This window comes from Curvibacter sp. APW13 (assembly GCF_032337135.1).
In the GTDB taxonomy this organism is placed as follows: Bacteria; Pseudomonadota; Gammaproteobacteria; order Burkholderiales; family Burkholderiaceae_C; genus Allorhodoferax.
Map to the genome: position 1 here is coordinate 21,492 of NZ_JAVXZZ010000001.1, position 20,236 is coordinate 41,727.

Annotated in this window: 14 protein-coding genes; 5 read left to right on the plus strand and 9 right to left on the minus strand. The window is 61.9% G+C overall.

Going from position 1 to position 20,236, the window contains the following annotated elements; all coding sequences use genetic code 11:
• Window positions 1-20 precede the first annotated feature (20 nt).
• Window positions 21-1,238 carry a YihY family inner membrane protein gene (locus RQP54_RS00080; RefSeq protein WP_315676043.1) on the minus strand — a complete coding sequence of 406 codons (1,218 nt, stop codon included), beginning with the start codon at window positions 1,236-1,238 and terminating at the stop codon, window positions 21-23.
• A 22-nt stretch (window positions 1,239-1,260) separates the two neighbouring features.
• Here RQP54_RS00080 and RQP54_RS00085 point away from each other — a divergent pair, with 22 nt between their 5' ends.
• Both RQP54_RS00085 and RQP54_RS00090 read left to right on the plus strand, forming a co-directional pair.
• Window positions 1,261-1,692, plus strand: coding sequence for a DUF2069 domain-containing protein (locus tag RQP54_RS00085; RefSeq protein ID WP_315676044.1), 432 nt, complete (start codon window positions 1,261-1,263; stop codon window positions 1,690-1,692).
• Window positions 1,689-3,128 carry an FAD-binding oxidoreductase gene (locus tag RQP54_RS00090; protein ID WP_315676045.1) on the plus strand — a complete coding sequence of 480 codons (1,440 nt, stop codon included), beginning with the start codon at window positions 1,689-1,691 and terminating at the stop codon, window positions 3,126-3,128. The genes RQP54_RS00085 and RQP54_RS00090 overlap by 4 nt, the downstream gene beginning before the upstream one ends.
• Here the strand turns inward: RQP54_RS00090 and pepD are convergent, their stop codons facing one another.
• The gene (gene pepD / locus RQP54_RS00095; RefSeq protein ID WP_315676046.1) at window positions 3,129-4,601 is read right to left on the minus strand and encodes a beta-Ala-His dipeptidase; all 1,473 of its coding nucleotides are present in this window, start codon (window positions 4,599-4,601) and stop codon (window positions 3,129-3,131) included. It lies immediately after the preceding gene.
• A gap of 192 nt (window positions 4,602-4,793) precedes the next feature.
• Here pepD and RQP54_RS00100 point away from each other — a divergent pair, with 192 nt between their 5' ends.
• The 3 genes from RQP54_RS00100 (at window position 4,794) to RQP54_RS00110 (ending at window position 9,158) form a co-directional block, all read left to right on the plus strand.
• Window positions 4,794-5,984, plus strand: a complete 1,191-nt coding sequence (locus RQP54_RS00100) for a S1C family serine protease (RefSeq protein WP_315676047.1) — start codon at window positions 4,794-4,796, stop codon at window positions 5,982-5,984.
• Window positions 5,985-6,072: 88 nt separating this feature from the next.
• Window positions 6,073-6,486: a response regulator gene (locus RQP54_RS00105; protein ID WP_315676048.1), complete on the plus strand. Its 414-nt coding sequence runs from the start codon at window positions 6,073-6,075 to the stop codon at window positions 6,484-6,486.
• Window positions 6,483-9,158 carry a PAS domain S-box protein gene (locus tag RQP54_RS00110; protein WP_315676049.1) on the plus strand — a complete coding sequence of 892 codons (2,676 nt, stop codon included), beginning with the start codon at window positions 6,483-6,485 and terminating at the stop codon, window positions 9,156-9,158. Before RQP54_RS00105 ends, RQP54_RS00110 begins: the two co-directional genes overlap by 4 nt.
• Before the next feature lie 170 nt (window positions 9,159-9,328).
• Here RQP54_RS00110 and RQP54_RS00115 read toward each other — a convergent pair whose 3' ends face one another.
• The 7 genes from RQP54_RS00115 to RQP54_RS00145 form a co-directional block, all read right to left on the minus strand.
• A complete protein-coding gene (locus RQP54_RS00115) occupies window positions 9,329-10,315 on the minus strand; it encodes an ABC transporter ATP-binding protein (protein ID WP_315676050.1) in 987 nt (328 codons plus the stop codon).
• Between the two features lie 96 nt (window positions 10,316-10,411).
• A complete protein-coding gene (locus RQP54_RS00120; RefSeq protein WP_315676051.1) occupies window positions 10,412-11,113 on the minus strand; it encodes an ABC transporter transmembrane domain-containing protein in 702 nt (233 codons plus the stop codon).
• A 152-nt stretch (window positions 11,114-11,265) separates the two neighbouring features.
• Entirely contained in the window at window positions 11,266-12,324 is a 1,059-nt protein-coding gene (locus RQP54_RS00125; RefSeq protein ID WP_315676052.1) for a hypothetical protein, read from the minus strand.
• A complete protein-coding gene (locus tag RQP54_RS00130) occupies window positions 12,324-14,105 on the minus strand; it encodes a restriction system-associated AAA family ATPase (RefSeq protein WP_315676053.1) in 1,782 nt (593 codons plus the stop codon). Before RQP54_RS00130 ends, RQP54_RS00125 begins: the two co-directional genes overlap by 1 nt.
• Window positions 14,102-15,712 carry a restriction endonuclease subunit S gene (locus tag RQP54_RS00135; protein WP_315676054.1) on the minus strand — a complete coding sequence of 537 codons (1,611 nt, stop codon included), beginning with the start codon at window positions 15,710-15,712 and terminating at the stop codon, window positions 14,102-14,104. The genes RQP54_RS00130 and RQP54_RS00135 overlap by 4 nt, the downstream gene beginning before the upstream one ends.
• Window positions 15,709-17,373, minus strand: coding sequence for a class I SAM-dependent DNA methyltransferase (locus RQP54_RS00140; protein ID WP_315676055.1), 1,665 nt, complete (start codon window positions 17,371-17,373; stop codon window positions 15,709-15,711). Before RQP54_RS00140 ends, RQP54_RS00135 begins: the two co-directional genes overlap by 4 nt.
• 15 nt (window positions 17,374-17,388) lie before the next feature.
• The gene (locus tag RQP54_RS00145) at window positions 17,389-20,187 is read right to left on the minus strand and encodes a DEAD/DEAH box helicase family protein (RefSeq protein ID WP_315676056.1); all 2,799 of its coding nucleotides are present in this window, start codon (window positions 20,185-20,187) and stop codon (window positions 17,389-17,391) included.
• Window positions 20,188-20,236 lie beyond the last annotated feature (49 nt).

Genomic DNA, 20,236 nt, shown 5'->3' on the forward strand with positions numbered 1-20,236 from the left:
CATCCACGTTGCTACAGTTTTCAGAGCGCATCACGCAGATTCAATGCGGGCCAGCGCTCAATTTCATACAAATTCTTGCCCTGCGCAGGGGGTGGCAGCAGCAGCCGCTGCATCAGCGGCTGCAGGGGGGTGGTGGCGGGGTCGGCCAGCAGCACGAAACGCGCACCATGTTCCTGGCTGTCACCTTCGCTCAGCAGGCCGACCCAGTCCAGCGCCTGCAGCGCCTCCATGACCGTCTCCAGTCGCTGGGTGTCCACCCGCAGCTGGCCACCGAGCTGCTCCATGCTCAGCCCACGCTCAGGCTGCGCGCGCGCAGCATCGAGCAGGCGCAGCACGTCGAGTGACAGGCTGAACTGCCAGCCCGGTCCGCTGCGCATGCGGTGTGCCCCCGCCAGCAGGTTCGGGATGTAGGCCGTGAGCGTGGCGCCCAGCAGCACGATGATCCAGGCCACATAGATCCAAACCAGCAAAATCGGCACCGTGGCAAATGCGCCATACACCATGGAATAGGTGGGCACCTTGCTCAGGTACAGGGCCAGCGCCTTCTTGGCCAGTTCCATGGCGGTCGAGACAAAGAGCCCACCCATCCAGGCATGGCCCCAGCGCACCGAGGTGTTGGGCACGAAACGGTACAGGGCCGCCATGCCGCCCGCCACCAGCAGGAACTGCACCACTTCCAGCAGCAGGCCCACGCCACCCGGCATGGCCCCGACCAGACCCTTGCTGGCCGAGACCGCGTAGGAGGTGATGGACAGGCTCACGGCCAGCATCAGCGGCCCCAGGGTGATGGCGGTCCAGTAGATCAGCACGCGTTGCGCAAAGGGGCGTGGCGAACGCACGCGCCAGATGCTGTTGAGCGTGCGGTCGATGGTGAACATCAAGGCCAGCGCCGTGCCAAACAGCACCGCAATACCGGCCGCCCCGAGCTTGCTGGCCTTGCCGGCAAACTGGTTCAGGTAACCCAGCACCTGCTTGGCGATGTTGTCCGGCACCAGGCTTTCGATCAGCCACTTCTGCAGCACGTCCTGGAACTTGGCGAACATCGGGAAGGCCGTGAACACGGCCAGCGCCACGGCGATGAAGGGCACCAGCGAGATGATGGTGGTGAAGGTGAGCGAGCTGGCGGTGAGCGCCAGGCGGTCTTCGCGGAAGCGCTCGCGCAGGGTCAGCACCGCGTCGATCCACGGCACACGCGCTATCTCGGCCAGCCACTGGCGCAGACGGGTAAGGAATTGCATAGCCCGCTATGATGCCAGTTCCATGAATCAGACTGCTTCGGGCCCTTCGCCCACCCCCGCTCCCAATGCCCCGCCTCCCCTTGCTGACCTGGCCCGCTGGGTCGCCGTAGCCAGTCTGCTGGCCCTGATTGCCCTGTGCCTGGCCTGGGAGCTGGTGCTGGCACCCCTCAAACCCGGTGGCTCCTGGATCGCGTTCAAGGCCCTGCCGCTGTGCCTGCCGCTGGCGGGCCTGCTCAAGCACCGCATGTACACCTACCGCGCCTTGAGCCTGTGGATCTGGCTCTACTTCACCGAGGGCGTGGTACGCGCCTACAGTGACACTGCGCCCAGCAACTACTACGCCCTGGCCGAAGTGGCCCTCACCGTGGTGCTGTTCGTGGCCTGCGTGGTGCACATCCGCGTGCGCCTGGCAGCCGCCAAGGCCCGGGGCCTGACCGAAACGGCCGCCGCATGAACGCCCGGCACACAGCCCTTCTCGACACCCTGCGCTCGCTGGTGGGCGCCGCCCACGTGCGCACCCCCGACACCGACGACCTGACCCCCTACGAGCAGGACTGGCGCAAGCGTGCGCGCGGCCGCGCCCTGGCCGTGGTGTTCCCCGCTTCCACCGCCGAGGTAGCCGCGGTGGTGCGCGCCTGCGTAGCAGCGGGGGTGGCAGTGGTGCCGCAGGGCGGCAACACCGGCATGGTGGTCGGCGCCACACCCGATGACAGCGGTACCCAGGTGGTGCTGCGCACCACACGCATGGATGCCATCCGAGCGATCGACACAGGCAACCAGACCGTAACGGTGGAAGCAGGCTGCGTGCTGCAGACCCTGCAGGACGCCTGTGCCGAAGCCGGCTTCCTGTTCCCCTTGAGCCTGGGCTCGGAAGGCAGCTGCACCATCGGCGGCAACCTGTCCACCAACGCCGGTGGCACCCAGGTGGTGCGTTACGGCAACACGCGCGAACTGTGCCTGGGCCTGGAGGTGGTGACGCCCCAAGGCGAGGTGTGGAGCAACCTGACCGGCCTGCGCAAGGACAACACCGGCTACGACCTGCGCCACCTGCTGATCGGCGCCGAGGGCACGCTGGGCATCATCACCGCGGCCACGCTCAAGCTCAGCCCGCTGCCCAACGTACAGCTCACCGCCTTTGCCGCCGTGTATTCGCTGCAGAGCGCGGTGGAACTGCTGACCCTGGCGCACCGCCAGCTGCATGCCGGCCTCACCGGCTTCGAGGTGATGGGCCGCTTTGCGCTGAGCCTGGTGCAGAAGCACTTCCCGCAGCAGCGCATTCCTTTCATCGACACCTTGGACGAGACCGCCGCGCCCTACTTCGTGGTGCTGGAAAACTCCGACCTCGAATCGGCCAGCCACGCCCGCGAGCGCTTCGAGGCCCTGCTGGGCCAGGCCATCGAGGAAGGCTGCGTGCTCGACGCCGTCGTGGCCGAGAACGTGGCCCAGGCGCACGCGCTGTGGCACATCCGCGAGAGCATTCCGCTGGCGCAGGCCCAGGAGGGCCTGAACCTCAAGCACGACATCTCCTTGCCCATCTCGTCGATCCCCGAGTTCGTGGACGAGGCCTTACCCGCCCTGCAGGCCGCCTGCCCCGGCGTGCGTCTGGTGAACTACGGCCACCTGGGCGACGGCAACCTGCACTTCAACGTGCAGGCCCCCGTGGGCAGCGACGCCGAAGCCTTCTTGCGCGACATGGAAGCGCCCATCGCCCATGTGGTGTACGAACTGGTGAAGGCGCGCGGCGGGTCGATTAGCGCCGAGCACGGCATCGGTAGCCTCAAGCGTGAGAAATTGGTGGAGTACAAGGACCCGGTGATGCTTTCCACCATGCGCGCCATCAAGCAGGCGCTGGACCCGCAGGGGCTGATGAACCCCGGCAAGATGGTCTGATCAGGCCGGCTGCGCCAGCGCGGTGATGATCGTGCGCAGCAGCGTCCAGCAGCGCTCCACCGAGGCAATCTCGACCCGCTCGCCCGGTGCATGGGCACCGCGGATGGTGGGCCCGAAAGACACGGCGTCCATGCCCGGGTACTTGGCGTTGATGATGCCGCACTCCAGCCCGGCGTGGATGACCTGCAGGCGCGAGGCTTCGCCAAAAGTCTGCGCGTACACGGCCTGGCACTGGGCCAGCAAGGCCGAATTCGGGTTCGGCGTCCAGCCCGGGTAGTGGCCGTCCACCGTCACGCTGGCACCCGCACTGCGGAACACCACGGCGATGGTCTCGGCCAGTGCCGCCGTCTGGTCGTCGCGCAGCGAGCGCACCATCAGGTTGGCGCTGAACTGGCCGTCTTGCAGATCGACCACCCCGAGGTTGTTGGAGGTTTCCACCACCCCGGCGAAATGCGGGCTCATGGCGCGCACGCCGTAGGGTGCCATGCACAGGGCCTGCACCAGGCTGCGCTGGGCCGCCGAGGTCACGGCCTGGGCAGGTTCGCCAGCGGCAGGAGACCACTGCACCTGGACCTGGGATTCGCCACCCGCCACCAGCAGGGTACGGCGCCATTGCTGGGCCAGCACGTCCACCAGGCGCTGCGCCGTTTCCACCGACGCTGCTGGCACGGCCAGCACGGCGCGGGCTTCGCGCGGCAGGGCGTTGCGTGCCGTGCCGCCGCGCAGCGACACCAGCTGCACCGCATCGCCCAAGGCGAACTGCAGCGCCTGCAGGGCCTGGGCCAGCAGGCGGTTGGCATTGCCGCGTGGCAGGTGGATATCGACCCCCGAATGCCCGCCGCGCAAGCCGCTGATCGACAGCGTCCACAGCGCGTGCCCCGCGGCCACCGGTTCGGTAGGCCACTGGGCCTGCACCTCCACATCGGCCCCACCCGCGCAACCCAGGTAGAACTCGCCCCACTCTTCTGTGTCGATGTTGAGCATGCGCGTGGCGCGCAGCCAGCCGCCTTGCAGGCCGTGGGCGCCGCCCATGCCGGCTTCCTCGTCCACAGTTAGCAGCACTTCGAGCGGGCCGTGCTGCAGGGTATCGTCTTCCAGCGCCGCCAGCGCCAGGGCCACGCCCAGGCCGTTGTCGGCGCCCAGCGTGGTGTTCTTGGCAACCAGCCAGCCGTCCACCACCTCGGCGGTGATGGGCATGGTGTGGAAGTCATGCACCGTGCCACTGTTGGCCTGGCACACCATGTCCAGGTGGCCCTGCAGCGCCAGCGGCGCCACATGCTCCAGCCCGGGGCTGGCGGCCTTGCGGATCAGCAGGTTGCCCGCGGCATCCACCTCGGTCTGCAACCCACGGCCCTGGGCCCAGGCGACCAGGTGTTCACGCAACGCAGCCTCATGGCGCGAGGGGCGCGGAATGGCGCACAGCGTGGCAAAGTGGTTCCAGACCAGGGACGGAGACAGGGCAGCAATGGACATGACGGAAGACGCGAGGGAACAGGGGCCGCCATTCTAGGCGGCGGCACATGCCAGGCAGCCGGGCCTCACAGCCGCTATGCATTTGGTAGCTGCCTGCGCAATATCTACCTGGGCTAGAGGCCAATTTGGCACCTAAACGCCAATGACGAAGCCTCCCCTTGCAATGCCAGCCTGCGCCGCCATCTACCGCGCATGTACGACCCGTATTCGCCCCCGCCCCGCCCGCTTCGCGACGACCGCTTTGTGCAGCGCTGGCTGTTCATCACCGCCTGCATCGCCGCGCTGATGCTGCTGTGGCATTTCTTGCCCACCATCGAATCCGCCATCGCCCCGCGCCAGGCCGCCGAGCGCACCGTCACGCCGCGCGGCGAGCTGGCGGCCGACGAGCGCAGCACCATTGCGCTGTTCGAGCAGTCGCGCGACTCGGTGGTGTACATCTCCACCGCGCAACTGGTGCGCGACGCCTGGAGCCGCAACGTGATGTCGGTGCCGCGCGGCACCGGTTCGGGCTTCGTGTGGGACGACGCGGGCCATGTGGTCACCAATTACCACGTCATCGAAGGGGCCTCCACGGCCACCGTCAAGCTCTCGGACGGGCGCGACTACCAGGCCGCCCTGGTGGGCGCCAGCCCGGCGCACGACATTGCGGTGCTGCGCATCGGCGTGGGTTTCAAGCGCCCACCCGCAGTACCCGTGGGCACCAGCGCCGACCTGAAGGTGGGGCAGAAGGTGTTTGCCATCGGCAACCCCTTCGGGCTGGACTGGACGCTCACCACCGGCATCATCTCGGCGCTGGACCGCTCGCTGGCCAGCGATAACAGGCAGGGTCAGGGCCAGGGCACCATCGAGCACCTGATACAGACCGATGCCGCCATCAACCCCGGCAACTCGGGCGGCCCGTTGCTGGACTCGGCTGGGCGCCTCATCGGCATCAATACCGCCATCTACAGCCCCTCGGGGGCCTCGGCCGGCATCGGCTTTGCGGTGCCGGTGGATACGGTGATGCGCGTGGTGCCGCAGATCATCCAGAAGGGCCAATACCTGCCACCCGCGCTGGGCGTACAGCTGGACGAAGCCGTGAACGCGCGCCTGCTGCGGGCACTGGGCACCGAAGGCGCCGTGGTGCTGCGCGTGCTACCCGGTTCCGCAGCCGAGCGCGCCGGCCTGCAAGGCCTGGGCCGCGCTGCCGATGGCAGCCTGGTGGCGGGTGACATCATCACTGCCGTGGACGGCAAGGTGGTCAAGACCGTGGCCCAACTGCAAGCCCAGCTGGACGAACGCCGCATCGGCGACGTGGCCAAACTGACCGTGCAGCGGGAGGGAAAGACGCGGGAAGTGGCGGTGGAGTTGCAGGCGGGGGAGCGGGGGCGGGGAGTTCCCTGAACAGGCCCTGCTTCGCTACACTTGTCGGCGGCGAGTCAGTATGGAAACAGTCTGTCGGCACCGCTGCCTGGGCGGGGGAGGAGCACCAGTGAACACTTCAACGCAAGCCAGCATCCTGCTGGTGGAAGACATGGAGGAGATGCGCAACATCGTGCAGCGCCTGCTCAACGCCATGGGTTTTCGGTCGGTCACCTTGGCCCGCCACGGTGAAGAAGCCTGGCGGCTGATGCAGGAGAAGACCTTCGACCTGGTGCTGTGCGACTGGAACATGCCCCGCATGTCCGGGCGCGAACTGCTGGAGCGAGTACGCCAGGACACGCGCTTTGCAACACTGCCTTTCATCATGCTCACCGGAGAAAACACCTCCGCCCAGGTCAAGAGCGCCATCGCCGGTGGGGTGACCGGTTTCATTGTCAAGCCGTTCACGATGGCACTGCTGGAACAGCGCATCCGGGCATGCCTGGCCGCGTCTTCAGCTCCCCAGAGCGAAGCACGTCCATGACGCACTTCTCTTCCGACAGCCCCCAGCCCCCGCACGCTGCGCAGGTGGAAGCGCTCGTCCACAAGCTGCAGGCCCGCGAAACCCATCTCAACAACCTGCTGGACTTTGCACCGGACTCCATCATCGGCATGGACGCCCAGGGGCATGTCACCGACTGGACCCCGGGCGCGGTACGCATTCTGGGCTGGACGCGGGAAGAAGCCGTCGGGCGTCGCCTGTCGGACCTGGTCATCCCGCCACACCACCGACAGGCCCACGAGCAAGGCCTGCGCCACTTCATGCAGACAGGTGAAGCGCGCATGCTCAACCGCATCGTGGAAACAGAGGCGCTGCACAAGGATGGCCGGGTATTTCCAGTCGAGCTGTACATCTGGTCCATGCCCGAAGACGGTGGCGTGGGGTTTGGCGCGTCGATCCGCGACCTGTCCGAGCGCCTGCGTTCCCAGGAGTCGCTGCGCCTGTCCGAAGAGCGCTACCGGTCCGTGGTGGAACACCTGGGAGAAGGCATGTTCGTGGCCAAGGCCAACCGGGTGGTGTTCGCCAACCACATGGCCAGCGAGATCCTGCGCATACCGAATGCGGGCCTGCTGGGTGCCGACCCGATAGACTGGATTCACCCCGAGGACCGCGGCGTGCTGCTGGACCTTCGTGAGCAACTGGCGCGCGGACAGACCACCCAGGCCAGCTACGAAGCCCGTCATATTGGCCAGGACGGCGTGGTGCGCTGGCTCAACATCCGCCCCACCCCGGTGGAATGGGAAGGGGGGCGGGCCACACTCACCTTCTTCTCGGAAATCACCGAAAGCAAGAACACCCAGGAAGCGCTGCAACGCTCGGAGGAACGCTACCGCGCCGTGATCGAGCATGTGGACTCCGGCATGGTGGTGCTGCAAGGCGAGCATCTGGTGTACGCCAACCGGCGCGCCTCCGAGTTGGCCCGCATGGACCCGGACGAGATCCTGAAGGTTGGCTTCCTGCACCGCGTGCACCCTGAAGACCATGCCATCATCCAGGAGCGGCGCCGACGCCGACTGGCCGGGGAAGAGGTACCGAACCGGTATGAGGTTCGCCTGCTGTTCGACGACGGCAGCATCACCTGGATCGAATTGGGGGTGTCGGTGGTGCCCTGGAATGGGCAGCCCGCCACCATTACCTTCTTCTCCGACATCACCGAGCGCAGGCAGATGGACATGGCCCTGCATCGCTCCGAGGAGCGCTATCGGGCCGTGGTGGAGCACAGCGGCGAAGGCATGCTGGTGGTGCAGGACGGTCGCTTCGTCTTCGTCAACAACCGTGCCACCGAAATCACGCAGGTGTCCCGCGAAGACCTGATGCGTGAAGGCTACCTGCACCGCATTTACCCCGACGACCGCGCCCTGGTCGACGAACGCCGTCGGCGGCGACTGGCCGGCGAAGAGGTACCCAACCGCTACGAGATCCGGCTGCTGATGCCCAACCAGGAGGTGCGCTGGATCGACATCGGCGTGACGGTGGTGCCCTGGGATGGCGCGCCAGGAACGCTGACCTTCTTTTCCGACATCACCGAACGCAAGAAGGCCGAGGAGGTTCTGCATCGCACCTCTTCGGAGCGCGAGGCCATCCTGCAAAGTGCCTTGGTCGGCATCGTGCTGGCGGTGGACCGCAATCACCAGTGGGTCAACGACAAGTTCGCTGAAATGGTGGGCTATGCGCGCGAAGAACTCATCGGCCAGTCCACGCTGTTGGTGTATTCCGACCCGAGCACCTGGGAGCGCTGGGGCGAAGAGCAATACGCCGCCCTGCGCAGCCATGGCACCTACACCACCGAGCGACCGCTCAAGCGCCGCAATGGGGATGTGGTGTGGGTGCAAATGGCGGGGCGTTGCGTGCGCGAGCGCGACCCCGACTCCGGCGTCATCTGGACCTTTCTGGACATCACCGGGCGCATACAGGCCGAGCAGAGGACCCGTGCAGCGCTGGAGCAACAAAAGGAGCTCAACGAGTTGCGCAGCCGCTTCGTATCCATGACCAGCCACGAGTTCCGCACCCCATTGGCCACCATCCTGTCCTCGGTCGAACTCATCAAGTTCTATGGCGACCGCCTGCCACCGAGTGAACTGGCCGAAGTGCTGCAGACGATCGAAAACGGTGTGCACCGCATGACCCGCATGCTGGACCGGGTGCTGATGCTGGGCAAGGCCGACGCCCACATGCTGGAATTTGAGCCGCGCGACATGGACCTGCTGGCGCTGTGCCACACCCTGGTGGACGAAGCACTGGCCCAGCAACCCGACACGCGCTGCACCCTGGTCAAGGACTTCGCAATGCAGACCCACTGTGGCCGCTACGACGACAAACTGTTGCGGCACATCTTCAGCAACCTGCTCTCCAACGCCATCAAATACTCCCCGGACGGGGGTGAAGTACGCTTCTGCGTGGGGCAGCGCGATGGACAGCTATGCCTGGAAGTCTCCGACCAGGGCATCGGCATTCCTGCGGAAGAAATTGGCCACTTGTTCGAGTCCTTCCATCGCGCCAGCAACGTCGGCAACATTCCCGGAACCGGACTGGGACTGGCCATCGTGAAGAACTCGGTGGAACTGCATGGAGGCACGCTGCAGGTGCGCAGCGCACCAGGCGCCGGTACCTGCTTCACCGTCCTCCTGCCGCTGCAAACACCTACCGGCGCGTGACCGAATGGAGGGTGGAAACTGTTTTCGGGGCCGTCCCACTGCGCTGCCAAGTCAGCGCACACGGGCTGCGAAGCAAGTGCATGCGCGCAAGCTGGCAGGTAACAGACGAACACCAGAAACGTTCGCATCAGTTCACCCCTGATCCGTCGGGCATGCGTGCGAGAGTACGCTTACGCAATGCCCTCGCCCGTCTGCAACCGCCACAGCGCCGCATACACCCCACCCTGGGCCACCAGCGCATCGTGCGTGCCGCTTTCCACGATGCGGCCCTGGTCCAGCACATGGATGCAATCGGCGTGGCGCACGGTCGATAACCGGTGGGCGATGACCAGCGTAGTGCGGCCCTGGCTCACCACGGCCAGCGAGCGCTGGATGGCGGCTTCGGTTTCGTTGTCGACGGCACTGGTGGCTTCGTCCAGCACCAGGATGGGTGGGTTCTTGAGGATGGCGCGGGCCAGGGCCAGACGTTGACGCTGACCGCCCGAGAGCTTTTGCCCACGCTCTCCCACGCGCGTAGCAAAACCCTGCGGCAGGCGTGCGATGAATTCGGTGCATTCGGCCAACTCCGCAGCCCGTTCAATGTCGGCCTGAGCGGCACCAGGAACACCGTAGGCAATGTTTTCCGCCACGGTGCCGTCGGTGAGGAAGGTGTCCTGGGCCACATAGCCAATGGCGCGGCGCAGGTCCTGCAGGTTCAGACTGTCCACGCTCTGGCCATCCACCAGCACCTGCCCCTTCTGCGCGGTGTGGAAACGCAGCAGCAGCTTGATGAGGGTGGACTTGCCCGAGCCCGTGGGACCGACAAAAGCCACCGTCTGCCCGGCCTGCACGTGCAGGTTCACGCCATGCAGCACGGGGGGCTCGCCGTAGGCAAAGTCCACGTCTCGCAGCGTTACCTCACCGCGCACGCTGTCGGGGGTAAAGTGGCGTCCTTCGTAGGGGGTGCGCACGGGCGTGTCCAGTAGCTCGAACGCGCGGCTGATGGCGGCCATGGAGCGCTGGTACATGTCGGCCACTTCGGCCAGACCAGTCAGCGGCCACAACAGGCGCTGGGTGAGGAATACCAGCACCGAGTACGCGCCCACGGCCAGTTCGCCGTGCAGGGTGAGCCAGCCACCGTAGAGCAGCGTGGCCGTGAACCCAGCCAGGATGGCCATGCGGATGACGGGTGTGATGGCCGCGCTGACACGGATGGCGCGCGCGTTGGCTGTGCGGTAGGCGTTGCTTGCGCTTTCGATGTGCGCAGCCTCTAACTACTCGGTGGCAAAGGCCTTGATGGTGGCCAGGCCCAGCAGGTTGTTGTTCAGGCGCGCATTCACGTCACCTGCCGCTTCGCGCACCTCGGCATAGCGTGGCGCCAGGCGGCCCTGGAACCAGAAGGTACCCCACAGGATGAGCGGCACCGGCAGCAGCGCCACGATGGCCAGCCCCGGCTGCAGCGCAAAGAATACGGCGCTGACCATGATGGAGGAACAGAACACCTGAATGATCTGGTTCGCGCCGCCGTTGAGGAAGCGCTCCATCTGGTTGATGTCGTCGTTCATCACCGCCATGAGGCGACCTGTGCGCTGGTGCTCGAAATAGGCCATGTCGAGCTTCTGAACATGGGTATAGGTATCCAGCCGCATGCGGTGCTGCAGGTCTTGCGCCACCTGGCGCCAGCGCACCTCGTACAGGTACTGGAACAGCGACTCCCCACCCCAGATGAAGACATTGAGCACGCCCAGCACCAGCAGCTGGTGCCACACGTCGGTGATTCCCCAGGCCACCAACACGTGACGGGCCAGGAAACTTTCTTCCCCCTTGACCACCACGTCCACCGCGGCACCGATCAGCACCTCGGGCAGGACGTCAAAGAACTTGTTGAGAACAGAGTAGAGGCTGGCGGTGCGGATGTCTCGCCGGTAGGACTGCGCGTAGCCCAGCAGGCGGCGCAAGGGATGGATGGGAGTCATGTCTGGCGGGAAGCCCTTGCTTTCGAGGACGAAAAGGCAAAAAAAAACCAACCAGATTCTGGTTGGTTTTCCGGATTTGGTGGCGGATGGTTGACCATGTGCTGACCGGCCTCCCGAGCTTATGAGCACTGGCGCGGGGTGCTGCGGGGATTTCAAAGAACGCCGATTTTCTGGCATGCCTCGAGAAACGCCTTTCGGAGGAAATTGCAATCGGCATACGGCCGGCTCTGTGCCTGCTGGACACGCATGGCTAGGATGTCGGCGGGCTGCTTGTCATACGCTTGGCATTCATCGATGACCTGCGCCAGCCAGTACTTGCCGTCGTTTTCCCCGCAGAGTTTGGCTTTGTAGCGCTCTTCAATGCCGTAGACGTCCTGCCAGGTGTCGAGTTCTTCAGCCAGCGCCGCAGGGCCGAATTGCACTGTGATGTCAGCAGGCACCATCTTGTCGATGTCCGCGTGCTGTAAGGTGACCTGTATCTGAACGTTATGCCCCGCTGGGGCATACGGATTGAAGGCCTTGCGCCGCCCGGCAGGATTGTGAGCGGGATCCTTGCTGAGTTTATAGGTGCTATTGCACTCGTGGCAGGCGGGCGCGAGATTGCGAAAATTGATGGAGTTGAATGGGTACAGCGCCTTGGGCAGGTAATGGTCGTAGGCCTCGCGTTTACTGTGATGCGCGCCCTTGATATCGCCGATGCCGCAGAACGGACACTTTCCTACTGTGTTGGTGGACACGAAGGCCTGATAGTGATCGTCGATGTCACCGATTTTGGCGCGCAATGCAGCGAGGTTCAGCAGCGACTGCGAGTACAAGCCCTTGAAGAACGTACCGAACTGGGCGGCAAGGTCTTTGTGATGGACTGCGATGTCGGCGTAACGGGCGAGGTGTGTGGCCGGGTCATTAGCACACACTTTCTCCAGATCATTATTGCCCTGATACCACTGCTGAAACTGATTGATCTGCACGGAGGTCAGTGCCGAAAACAGGCCGTAGATTCGCTCCACATGGCCGTAGAAAAAATCGGCACCCTGCGCGTCGGAGTAATAGAAGGCCTCCATCACTTCTCGCAATTCCGCGTTGGCGTCGAACAGGTTTAAACCAAAAGGCCCACTCGCCGGTGCCTTGCACCACACTTCATGAAAGATGAAGTCGATGAACGCCTGCATCTTCTCCATCTGGTGCGGGACATAGGTGTACGGAAACAGCATCAGCCCTGCGCCTCCCCATCGCCCGGCTGATTAGCATCCAGGATGGCCTTGATCAGCAGCACTTTTTCCACCGAGTCGCCGAGTTGCTGGTGAATCTCCGTGATCAGGGCTTCCTTGTCTTCGCCGCCCTGCTCAAAGCGGGCCCGCAACGCCTCCAGCAAGGCCTGCGCATGGCCGCCGATGGTTTCGCGCTTGCCGAAGGTGTTCATGGTGATCTTGTTGATCGAAGCGCCCAGCGTGTTGTAGTCCGGATGGCGGATGCTGACTGCGCCGGTGATTTTGTCCTTGGCAAACACCAGCACCTTGTCCGGCTTGCTGTCGGAAATCAGGAATGGCGTGTGGGTGGTGATCAGCATTTCCTGTCCCACATCCCCGGCATCCAGCAGGCACTGGCGCAGGCGGGTGATGAAGTTGGCGCGCCAGTCCGGGTTGAAATGCGTCTCGGGCTCATCGAGTAGGAACAGGCTGTTGGTGTCCCTAAACAGCAGGCATAGCCCGAGGCTGTGCAGCAATTGATGCTCGCCATCCGACAGCTCCTTGAGCATCATCGGCTGCGCCACGCCCTGCTTGGTGAAGCGCACGAACTTGAAACGCATGATGCGCTGGTCGGATGCCAAGGTCGGCACAGTTTCGCCGACGTAATGGCTGGTCGATGTGTAGAGATCGGACTTCAGCGCATCGCTGACCGAATACAGATTCAGCGTCAGCAGGACTTGCAGTGCCTGGAACAGGGACAACGCAGAACCGTCGAAATTGTCGCGGAAGGCATCTTTCGTCCGTTCATTGACCCAATAGTCCAGGATCAGCGTATCGGTGGCTTCGTCATGGAAATGCAGCGTGGCGCAACGCTTGAGCTTTTCGATGATAGACGTGCGCTCGTCGCCTTCCAGCCCATACAGCAACTTGAGGCGGTACTCGCCGGTCTCTGGGTCGAGGCCTATGGCGGCGTTGTCTGCAAAGTAGCCATCTTGCGTATAACCAGGCAGAACGTAATCGCCGGAAGTAAAGGTCTCCACTTGTTGGCGTGTCAGCGGGATGCTGCGTCGAATGAGGATGCGAAATTCCTTGAGCGCCTCGATGCCTACATCCTCGCGGAAGGGCTGGAGCGTGGTTTCGTCCTGGAACAGCAGGTTGCACAGCAGAATGGCCTGGCTGAATCCACTATCGAGGTAGGCTAACCGCGCATCTGGGCGACCGGGATAAGGAAGCTGTTTGGCCAGTGCTGTCCAGTATTCGTCGAACTGCACAAAACGCATTTTGAAAAAGGGCAAGCTGAGGATTTCGTTCTCGCCCGACGAATAGCCCAGCACGTACTGCGGCAGCAGGATGTCGGCGTGGCCGCCCTTGAAAACCTCGTAAACGTCGGTGTCGAAGTCGCTCTGGTTCTCCCACAGAAAGCGCACCGATTCACCGGGGTTTTTCCACACCCCCACTTTCGCCCACGCTGGACTGTCGGGGCCACGGTACTCAGCGGGTATGCGGATCAGGTAATCCAGTTCAAACGCCACCGGCGAAAAGTCCTGGCCAGTGTTCTGCAACACCTCGGGCAGAAAACTGCGGCGCACCCGCAGGATTTCCAGCTGAAAGAAGATCGCCGCCAGTGCTTCGAGCAGGTTGGATTTGCCACTGCCATTGGGGCCGGCGCAGACAAAGGGCGCAAAGCCGTCGGGCTGGGCCAGTTCATCCTGCAGGCTCCATTCCGTGCGGAAGTGATGCTCAAAACCACAGGGCAGACTGCGAAAGCCTGCCGGGTCGGTGATCTTGAGGCGCAGCAGTTTCATGTCTGGACAGCCTTCAGTTCGATGCGGTTGCCCATGTCATCAAACGCCTGCATCAGTGTGCCAGCAGCCAGTGCATCGAATACCCAGGCTTTGATATGTTCGTAGTCGTTGGCACCCAGCTCGAAATCGTTGTCCGGGTGAAGTTCCGCCAGCCGGGTTTGCGCCGCCGCCATAAAGTGCTGCACTGAAAAAGGCGTGGTACCCAGTTGGCTGCGATAGGCATCCAGCCACTGCGCGAGCAGATTCTTGCGCGCCTCAACGCTCTCAAGTGCAGCCAGCAAGTTATCGGTGTCAGGTAAATTGATGGGCAAGCCTTGTTCGACGGGTGCTTGCAAAGATTCTGCTGCCACGGCTTTTTCTTCCTCGGGTTGTGTGCCCGGCAAGGGCGCGCGCGACAAATCCAGTTCGCCCTTGAATATCTTCTCATTCAAGGCGCTGTATAGAGATTCAAAATCGGCGATGTTTTGCTCGTACGTATCGCGAAGAGCCGCAATTCGGCTTGCAACCAACGAAAACTCCCGTTGCAGAGTTATCGGCGGCAACATCAGCGGAAGTTCCTTTTGCTTTGTGATGCCCAAGTAAGCCCTTGTTGCCTGATTGCCACCTTCTTTCCGAAGCAGCCATTGAAAGTAATCTGAATCAAAGTATGCCTTCAGATAAGCGGGAAGAATATTTTCAGGGTCGACTCTGTAGTAGGTGGTCTGCGGGCTAAAAATGTAAGTATCGAACTTGTCATTCAGGACGGCCGTCAATCCCAGCGTTCCTTTGTGTGACAAAAGAACATCCCCGGCTCGAGCAAAACCAATGCGGAGCTTTTTTAGCCAAATTGGCGGCAAGTAATAGCATTTGTCAAAGAGTATCCGGCCATTCCTGACAACATTTGCCGTAACAAATGGCAAACCAGTTCCGGAAAAGTCCGAAACCTTGGGGTGGTCGTTTCCATGATTTCCATCCTGGATTCCCAGAATTGCCCCCTGTTTGGCGAAATGACCAAACGTCGCCTTATCCCACCCTTTCTCATTCCGCGCCGGATCGCCAAACATCTCCAGAAACACGCTCTTGAGCAGGTCGTCGAGTTGCTGCAGGTGTTGTTTGCGCTGGGCGATCAACCCTTCCACTTTGCCGAGCAGATGGGCAATGCGGATTTGGTCGTCGAATTCTTCGGGAACAGGGATTTCGAAGTTCTGAATTTCACCCAAACCGATGGCTGGATATGCCGGGTCTTTAATCAGTGACGACGGAGGGAAACGCTTCAAAGCCAGTCGCAGGTAATCGACATGGGCGCCATCTTTGGGAATCAATGTCGCCAAGTGACTGACAACGTGCGCTGGATTCTGAAGGACGTAAACACGATCTTTCGTGGCAGACATGCCACTCTTGGCAAAGAGAATAGTGCCCTTCGGATAGGTTTTCAGCTTGCGCAGCTTCGCCGTTTCTGGGCTGACAAGTTCGAGTTCGGATTCTTTCTTTCCTGAAAGCAAAGCTTCCAAACTGCCTGCGCGGACGAAGGGAACGCCGCTCTCAGAAAATTCGTTGTCCTTTGGTGCGCCTTGACCTGCTGATACCACGGCAAGTTGAGACAACGTGGTCGGCTTCATCGGGATCATCCCACCATTCCCTTCAACACCAACAACTCGCGCACGATGCCGCTTTGCACCTTGGCGAGGTCTTCTTCATCCACATCGCCCACATCAGCCTGAATCAGCCGATCCAGAATCACGCCCGGCGCGTCGTAATGCACCTCCTCAAACACATCGGTTTTGTAACGGGAGAGTGAAAGGTCGAAGTTGTTTTTCTCGTCCGCAATCTCAGTGCGCGGCACCATGAAACATTTCGCCGTGCGGTCAGTGTCGGTGGCGGGATTGCGAGCGTGGTATTTGGCAACGATGTCTTGCAGGTCGCCACTGCCTTCCTGCTTGCCGCGCTTGTCGTCCAGCGAATAGCCGTCGGCGGCCATCTCGTAAAACCAGACGTGTTCGGTGGCAGGCTGGGTGACTTTGTCCTTCGGGCCCCAGACCTTGGTAAACAGCAAGATGGCAGTGCTGACCCCCGCATAGGGTTTGAACACGCCGCTGGGCATGGTGATCACGGCCTTGAGGTCGCAACGATCCACCAGCAACTGGCGCAGCGTCTTGAACGCCGAGCCTGAGCCGAACAGCACGCCTTGTGGAACGATGACACAAGCGGTGCCGCCTTTCTTGAGCAGACGGTAGATGTTCTCGACAAACAACAGCTCGGTCTTGGTGGTGCCCAGTTGCAGGTTTTCGTTGATATCACCCTTGTCGATGCTGCCGGTGAAGGGCGGGTTGGCCATCACGATGTCGTATTCGGATTCCTCGGTGTAGCTCTTGCTGAGGGTGTCCTTGTAGTCGATGTGCGGCTCGTCGATACCGTGCATCATCAGGTTCATCAGCCCCAGACGCACCATGGTGGCGTCGATGTCGTAGCCCCACAGCGAGCTGGCCAGAATGGACTGCGCTTTTTCGGTAAGGGCGGCGGCGACCGAGGTGCGCACGAAGCCATCTTCATCGGGTGTGAGGCCTTTCGTGCCGGCTTTGATGGCGAGCTGCGTGACGATGTACTGGTAGGCACCGAGCAAAAATCCGCCGGAACCGCAGGCCGGATCGGCAATCTTGTGGCCCAGTTGCGGCTGTACCAGATCGGCCATGAGCTTGATGATGTGGCGCGGGGTACGGAACTGGCCGTTCTTGCCAGCGGTGGCGATCTCGGACAGCAGCATTTCATAAACGTCGCCCTGGATATCCTGAAAGGCCTGGCCGTTCTCGCGCGAATCGCGCTCCATCACCTCGAAGATGTCGTCGATGGTCTTCACCGCCTCCACCAGCAGGGCTGGCTTGGGGATGATGAAAACCGCATTCTTCATGTGGTGGGTGAAGTTGGACTCGGCACCGTTCAGGTCCTTGAGGAAGGGAAACACCTTGCCCTGCACGTGCTGCAGCATGTCTTCGGCCTGCATGCGCTTGAATTCGCTCCAGCGCAGGCTGCGCTTGTCGATGGCGAATTTTTCGGGCTCCGGCTGGCTGCGGTATTCCGGCGGAATCCAGCTGCCAACGAATTTTGAGGCGTAGGTCTCGCCAGTCCATTCAGCATCGGCTTGGCGCTTCTGGTCCAGCTCATCGAGCCGTTTCATGAACAGCAGGTAGGTGATCTGCTCGATGGCGGTGAGTGGGTTGCTGATGCCGCCGCTCCAGAATTTGTTCCAGAGCTGGTCGATCTTGCCTTTTAGTTCGGGGTTGTTCTGTAGCATGAGGTGCCCTGTTTTTTAGGCAGCCAACCGTTCGGTCAGCTGCAGGATTTCGTTGATCTCAAACGGACTGAACACGCCACGTATGCCCTGCGGGTGAATGACCGTGAAGGGGGCGTTGATCAGGTCTTTTTTCTCCACCTTTTCGCGCTCGATGATGAAATTTTTCAACAGACTGAGGAATTCCATCTGCCGGCTGCTGAGCGTGGTGTGGGCGCGGATGAATTGATCGAAGGCGGCGCTGACTTCATCCGGGAAGCTCTTGAGCACTTCAATGCCCAAGATGTGGCGGATGAACTGGATGAAGCGCGCCTTGCGGTTTTTGTAGACCTGGCGCAGCAGGTCTTCAGTGATGTGCGGGTGTTCTTCGTGCAACAGTTCGGCCAGTTCATTGGCTTCCACCATGCTGACCGCCGCGCCGTTCTTGATCTTCTGCAGCACCGGGTTGTGCGCGGTGAGTTCAGCAATCAAGGCCTCGACCATTTCGCGGTAGCGGGTGATGCTGACCGCCTCGTGCTGCGGGCCGAACTCCACCCATTCCTTCTTGTGCAGTTCATCGGCCAGATCGAGATGGGTTTGCTCCTGGCCGGTGCTTTGTTCGCGGAATTTCATCAGCGGGCCGAGTTTGGCAATCAGTTCGTCGAAAGCATCTTCGTCGGCCTTGGCCCAGTAGTGGCTGGTTTGCGCGGCGCGGATCAGCGTTTCTTCCTGCTTCACGAAACTGACGGAGAGCGGCAGTTCGCTGATCTGTTCGGCGATGCCTTCCTTGATGGTCTCGGCTTGCTCTTTATCCTCATTGAGAACGGCCAGCGAATATTCCAGCAGGTCTCGCTCAAAACGCATGGCCTTGAAGTCGGCCTCGGAGACGGTGCGGAACAGCGGTTTGATTTCGGTGCGCAGGAATTCCAGCCGTTCGTGGCTGAGACTGATCCAGAAGTTGTCATCGTCCAGCCGCGCCAGCGCAGCGGCGGCTTCCTTGATCACCACCGACTCTTTAGGTAGCGCCGCAATCTGCAGGCGGAGCTTGGCAATTTCGCGCGCGGCGATGTCGGCATGGCCGCTGTCGCTGGCCTTTTCGATCTTGTCGAGCCGCAGGCCCACCAGCCGCACCGGCAGCGGCAACTGGGCCTTTAGCTCCTTGCCCTTGGGGTTGAGTTTGAAGTATTCGAAGTTGTCCCAGCAGTCGAGTATTAGGAACACATCTTTTTCAAGGCACCAGGGCTTGGGCTTGCTGGTTTCCAGCAGGCGTGTGCCGCGCCCGACCATCTGCCAGAACTTGGTGTAGGAATAGACCGGCTTGGCGAACACGAGGTTGACGATCTCGCGCACGTCGATGCCGGTATCGAGCATATCCACACTGATGGCGATACGCGGCATGTCGTTGTTGGTGAACTGATCGAGTAGGCCGCCCTTACCGTAGACGCGCGGATCGTCCGACACCAGTACCTTGGCCAGTTCGCCGTTGTACTGCGGATAGAGTTTGTCGAAGATTTCCTCCATGCGCCGAGCGTGGGCCTTGGTGGCGCAGAAGAAGATGGTCTTGCCCGGCAGCACGCCGTTGGCGTCCTTGATGGCCTCTTCCATGAACTCGCGGACGATCAGGGTGTTGGTGCCCTTGTTGATCACCTGCTTTTCAAGCTGGGTGCCCTCGAAGTTGATGTCTTCAACCTCCTTGCCCTGCAGGATCAGTTTTTTCTGGTCTTCCAGTGAAATGGTGCGCTTGCTGATACCTTCCATCTGGAACTTGGTCTGAATCTTCATGACCTGGAAGTTGCAGAGATATGGCGGCACGTTGTTCACCGCTTCTTCGTAGGTGTAGGCAAACGTGGGAATGCCGTCTTCGCAATGAAAAAGCTGGAACGTGTTGTGGTCGATGATGTCGGTAGGCGTGGCCGTCAGGCCCAGCGTGATGGCCTTGAAGTAGTCGAGGACTTCGCCGAAGGTGTTGTAGATGGAGCGGTGGCTCTCATCGACGACGATGAAGTCGAAAAAGTGCGGCGACAGGTTCTGCGCTTCGTCCCGGACGATGTTCAGCATCGTCGGGTAGGTGGCGACGTACACACGGCGGTCCGTGGCAATCAGCTTTTCACCCACGTTGGGCCAACGCGGCTCATTGGGCATGTGCTCCTTGAAGGCGGCCAGTGCCTGCTCGCGTAACGCGATGCGGTCCACGAGAAACAGCACTTTTTCTGCGTGCCCGGCGCGCATCAAGGCATCGACCATGGCAATGCAGGTGCGCGTCTTGCCGGTGCCGGTGGCCATCACCAGCAGGAAATCACGCTGCTTTTTTTCGATGCCTTCGAGCACCGAGCGAATCGCGCGGATCTGGTAGTCGCGCCCGGCGATCGAGGTGTTAATGAATTCCTGCGTCAACGGCTTGCGATTGCGACGAATGTAGGCAAAGCGTTCCAGATCGTCGCGCGTGGGAAAGCCGACAACCTTGCGTGGCGGCGCGTTTTCCAGATCCCAAAAATAGAGCTCGTGGCCGTTGGTGTAGAAGCAGAACGGCAGTTCGCCGCCCAGCTGCTTCTGGATGTTGTAGCAGTACTGCTTTGCCTGCTCACGGCCAATGGCGGCATCTCGGCTGGTCTTTTTGGCCTCGATCACCGCCAGCGGTTTGCGGTCTTTGCCGAGCAAGACGTAATCACTGAATTGGTGGCCTTCGTATGGTGTGCGAGGTTCAGCTACGCCGGGAGGCAATTCCGTCAGGATGTCGAACTCCTCGACCACCTGAGTGGGGTCTTTGACGTTCCAGCCCGCCAGCGCGAGTTGCTGATCGATCAGCTCTGACCGCGTTTGCGCCTCGGATTTGGTCATGCGTAACCTTCCCCCAGCTGTGTGCCCAATGCGAATGGCATTGCTGTCG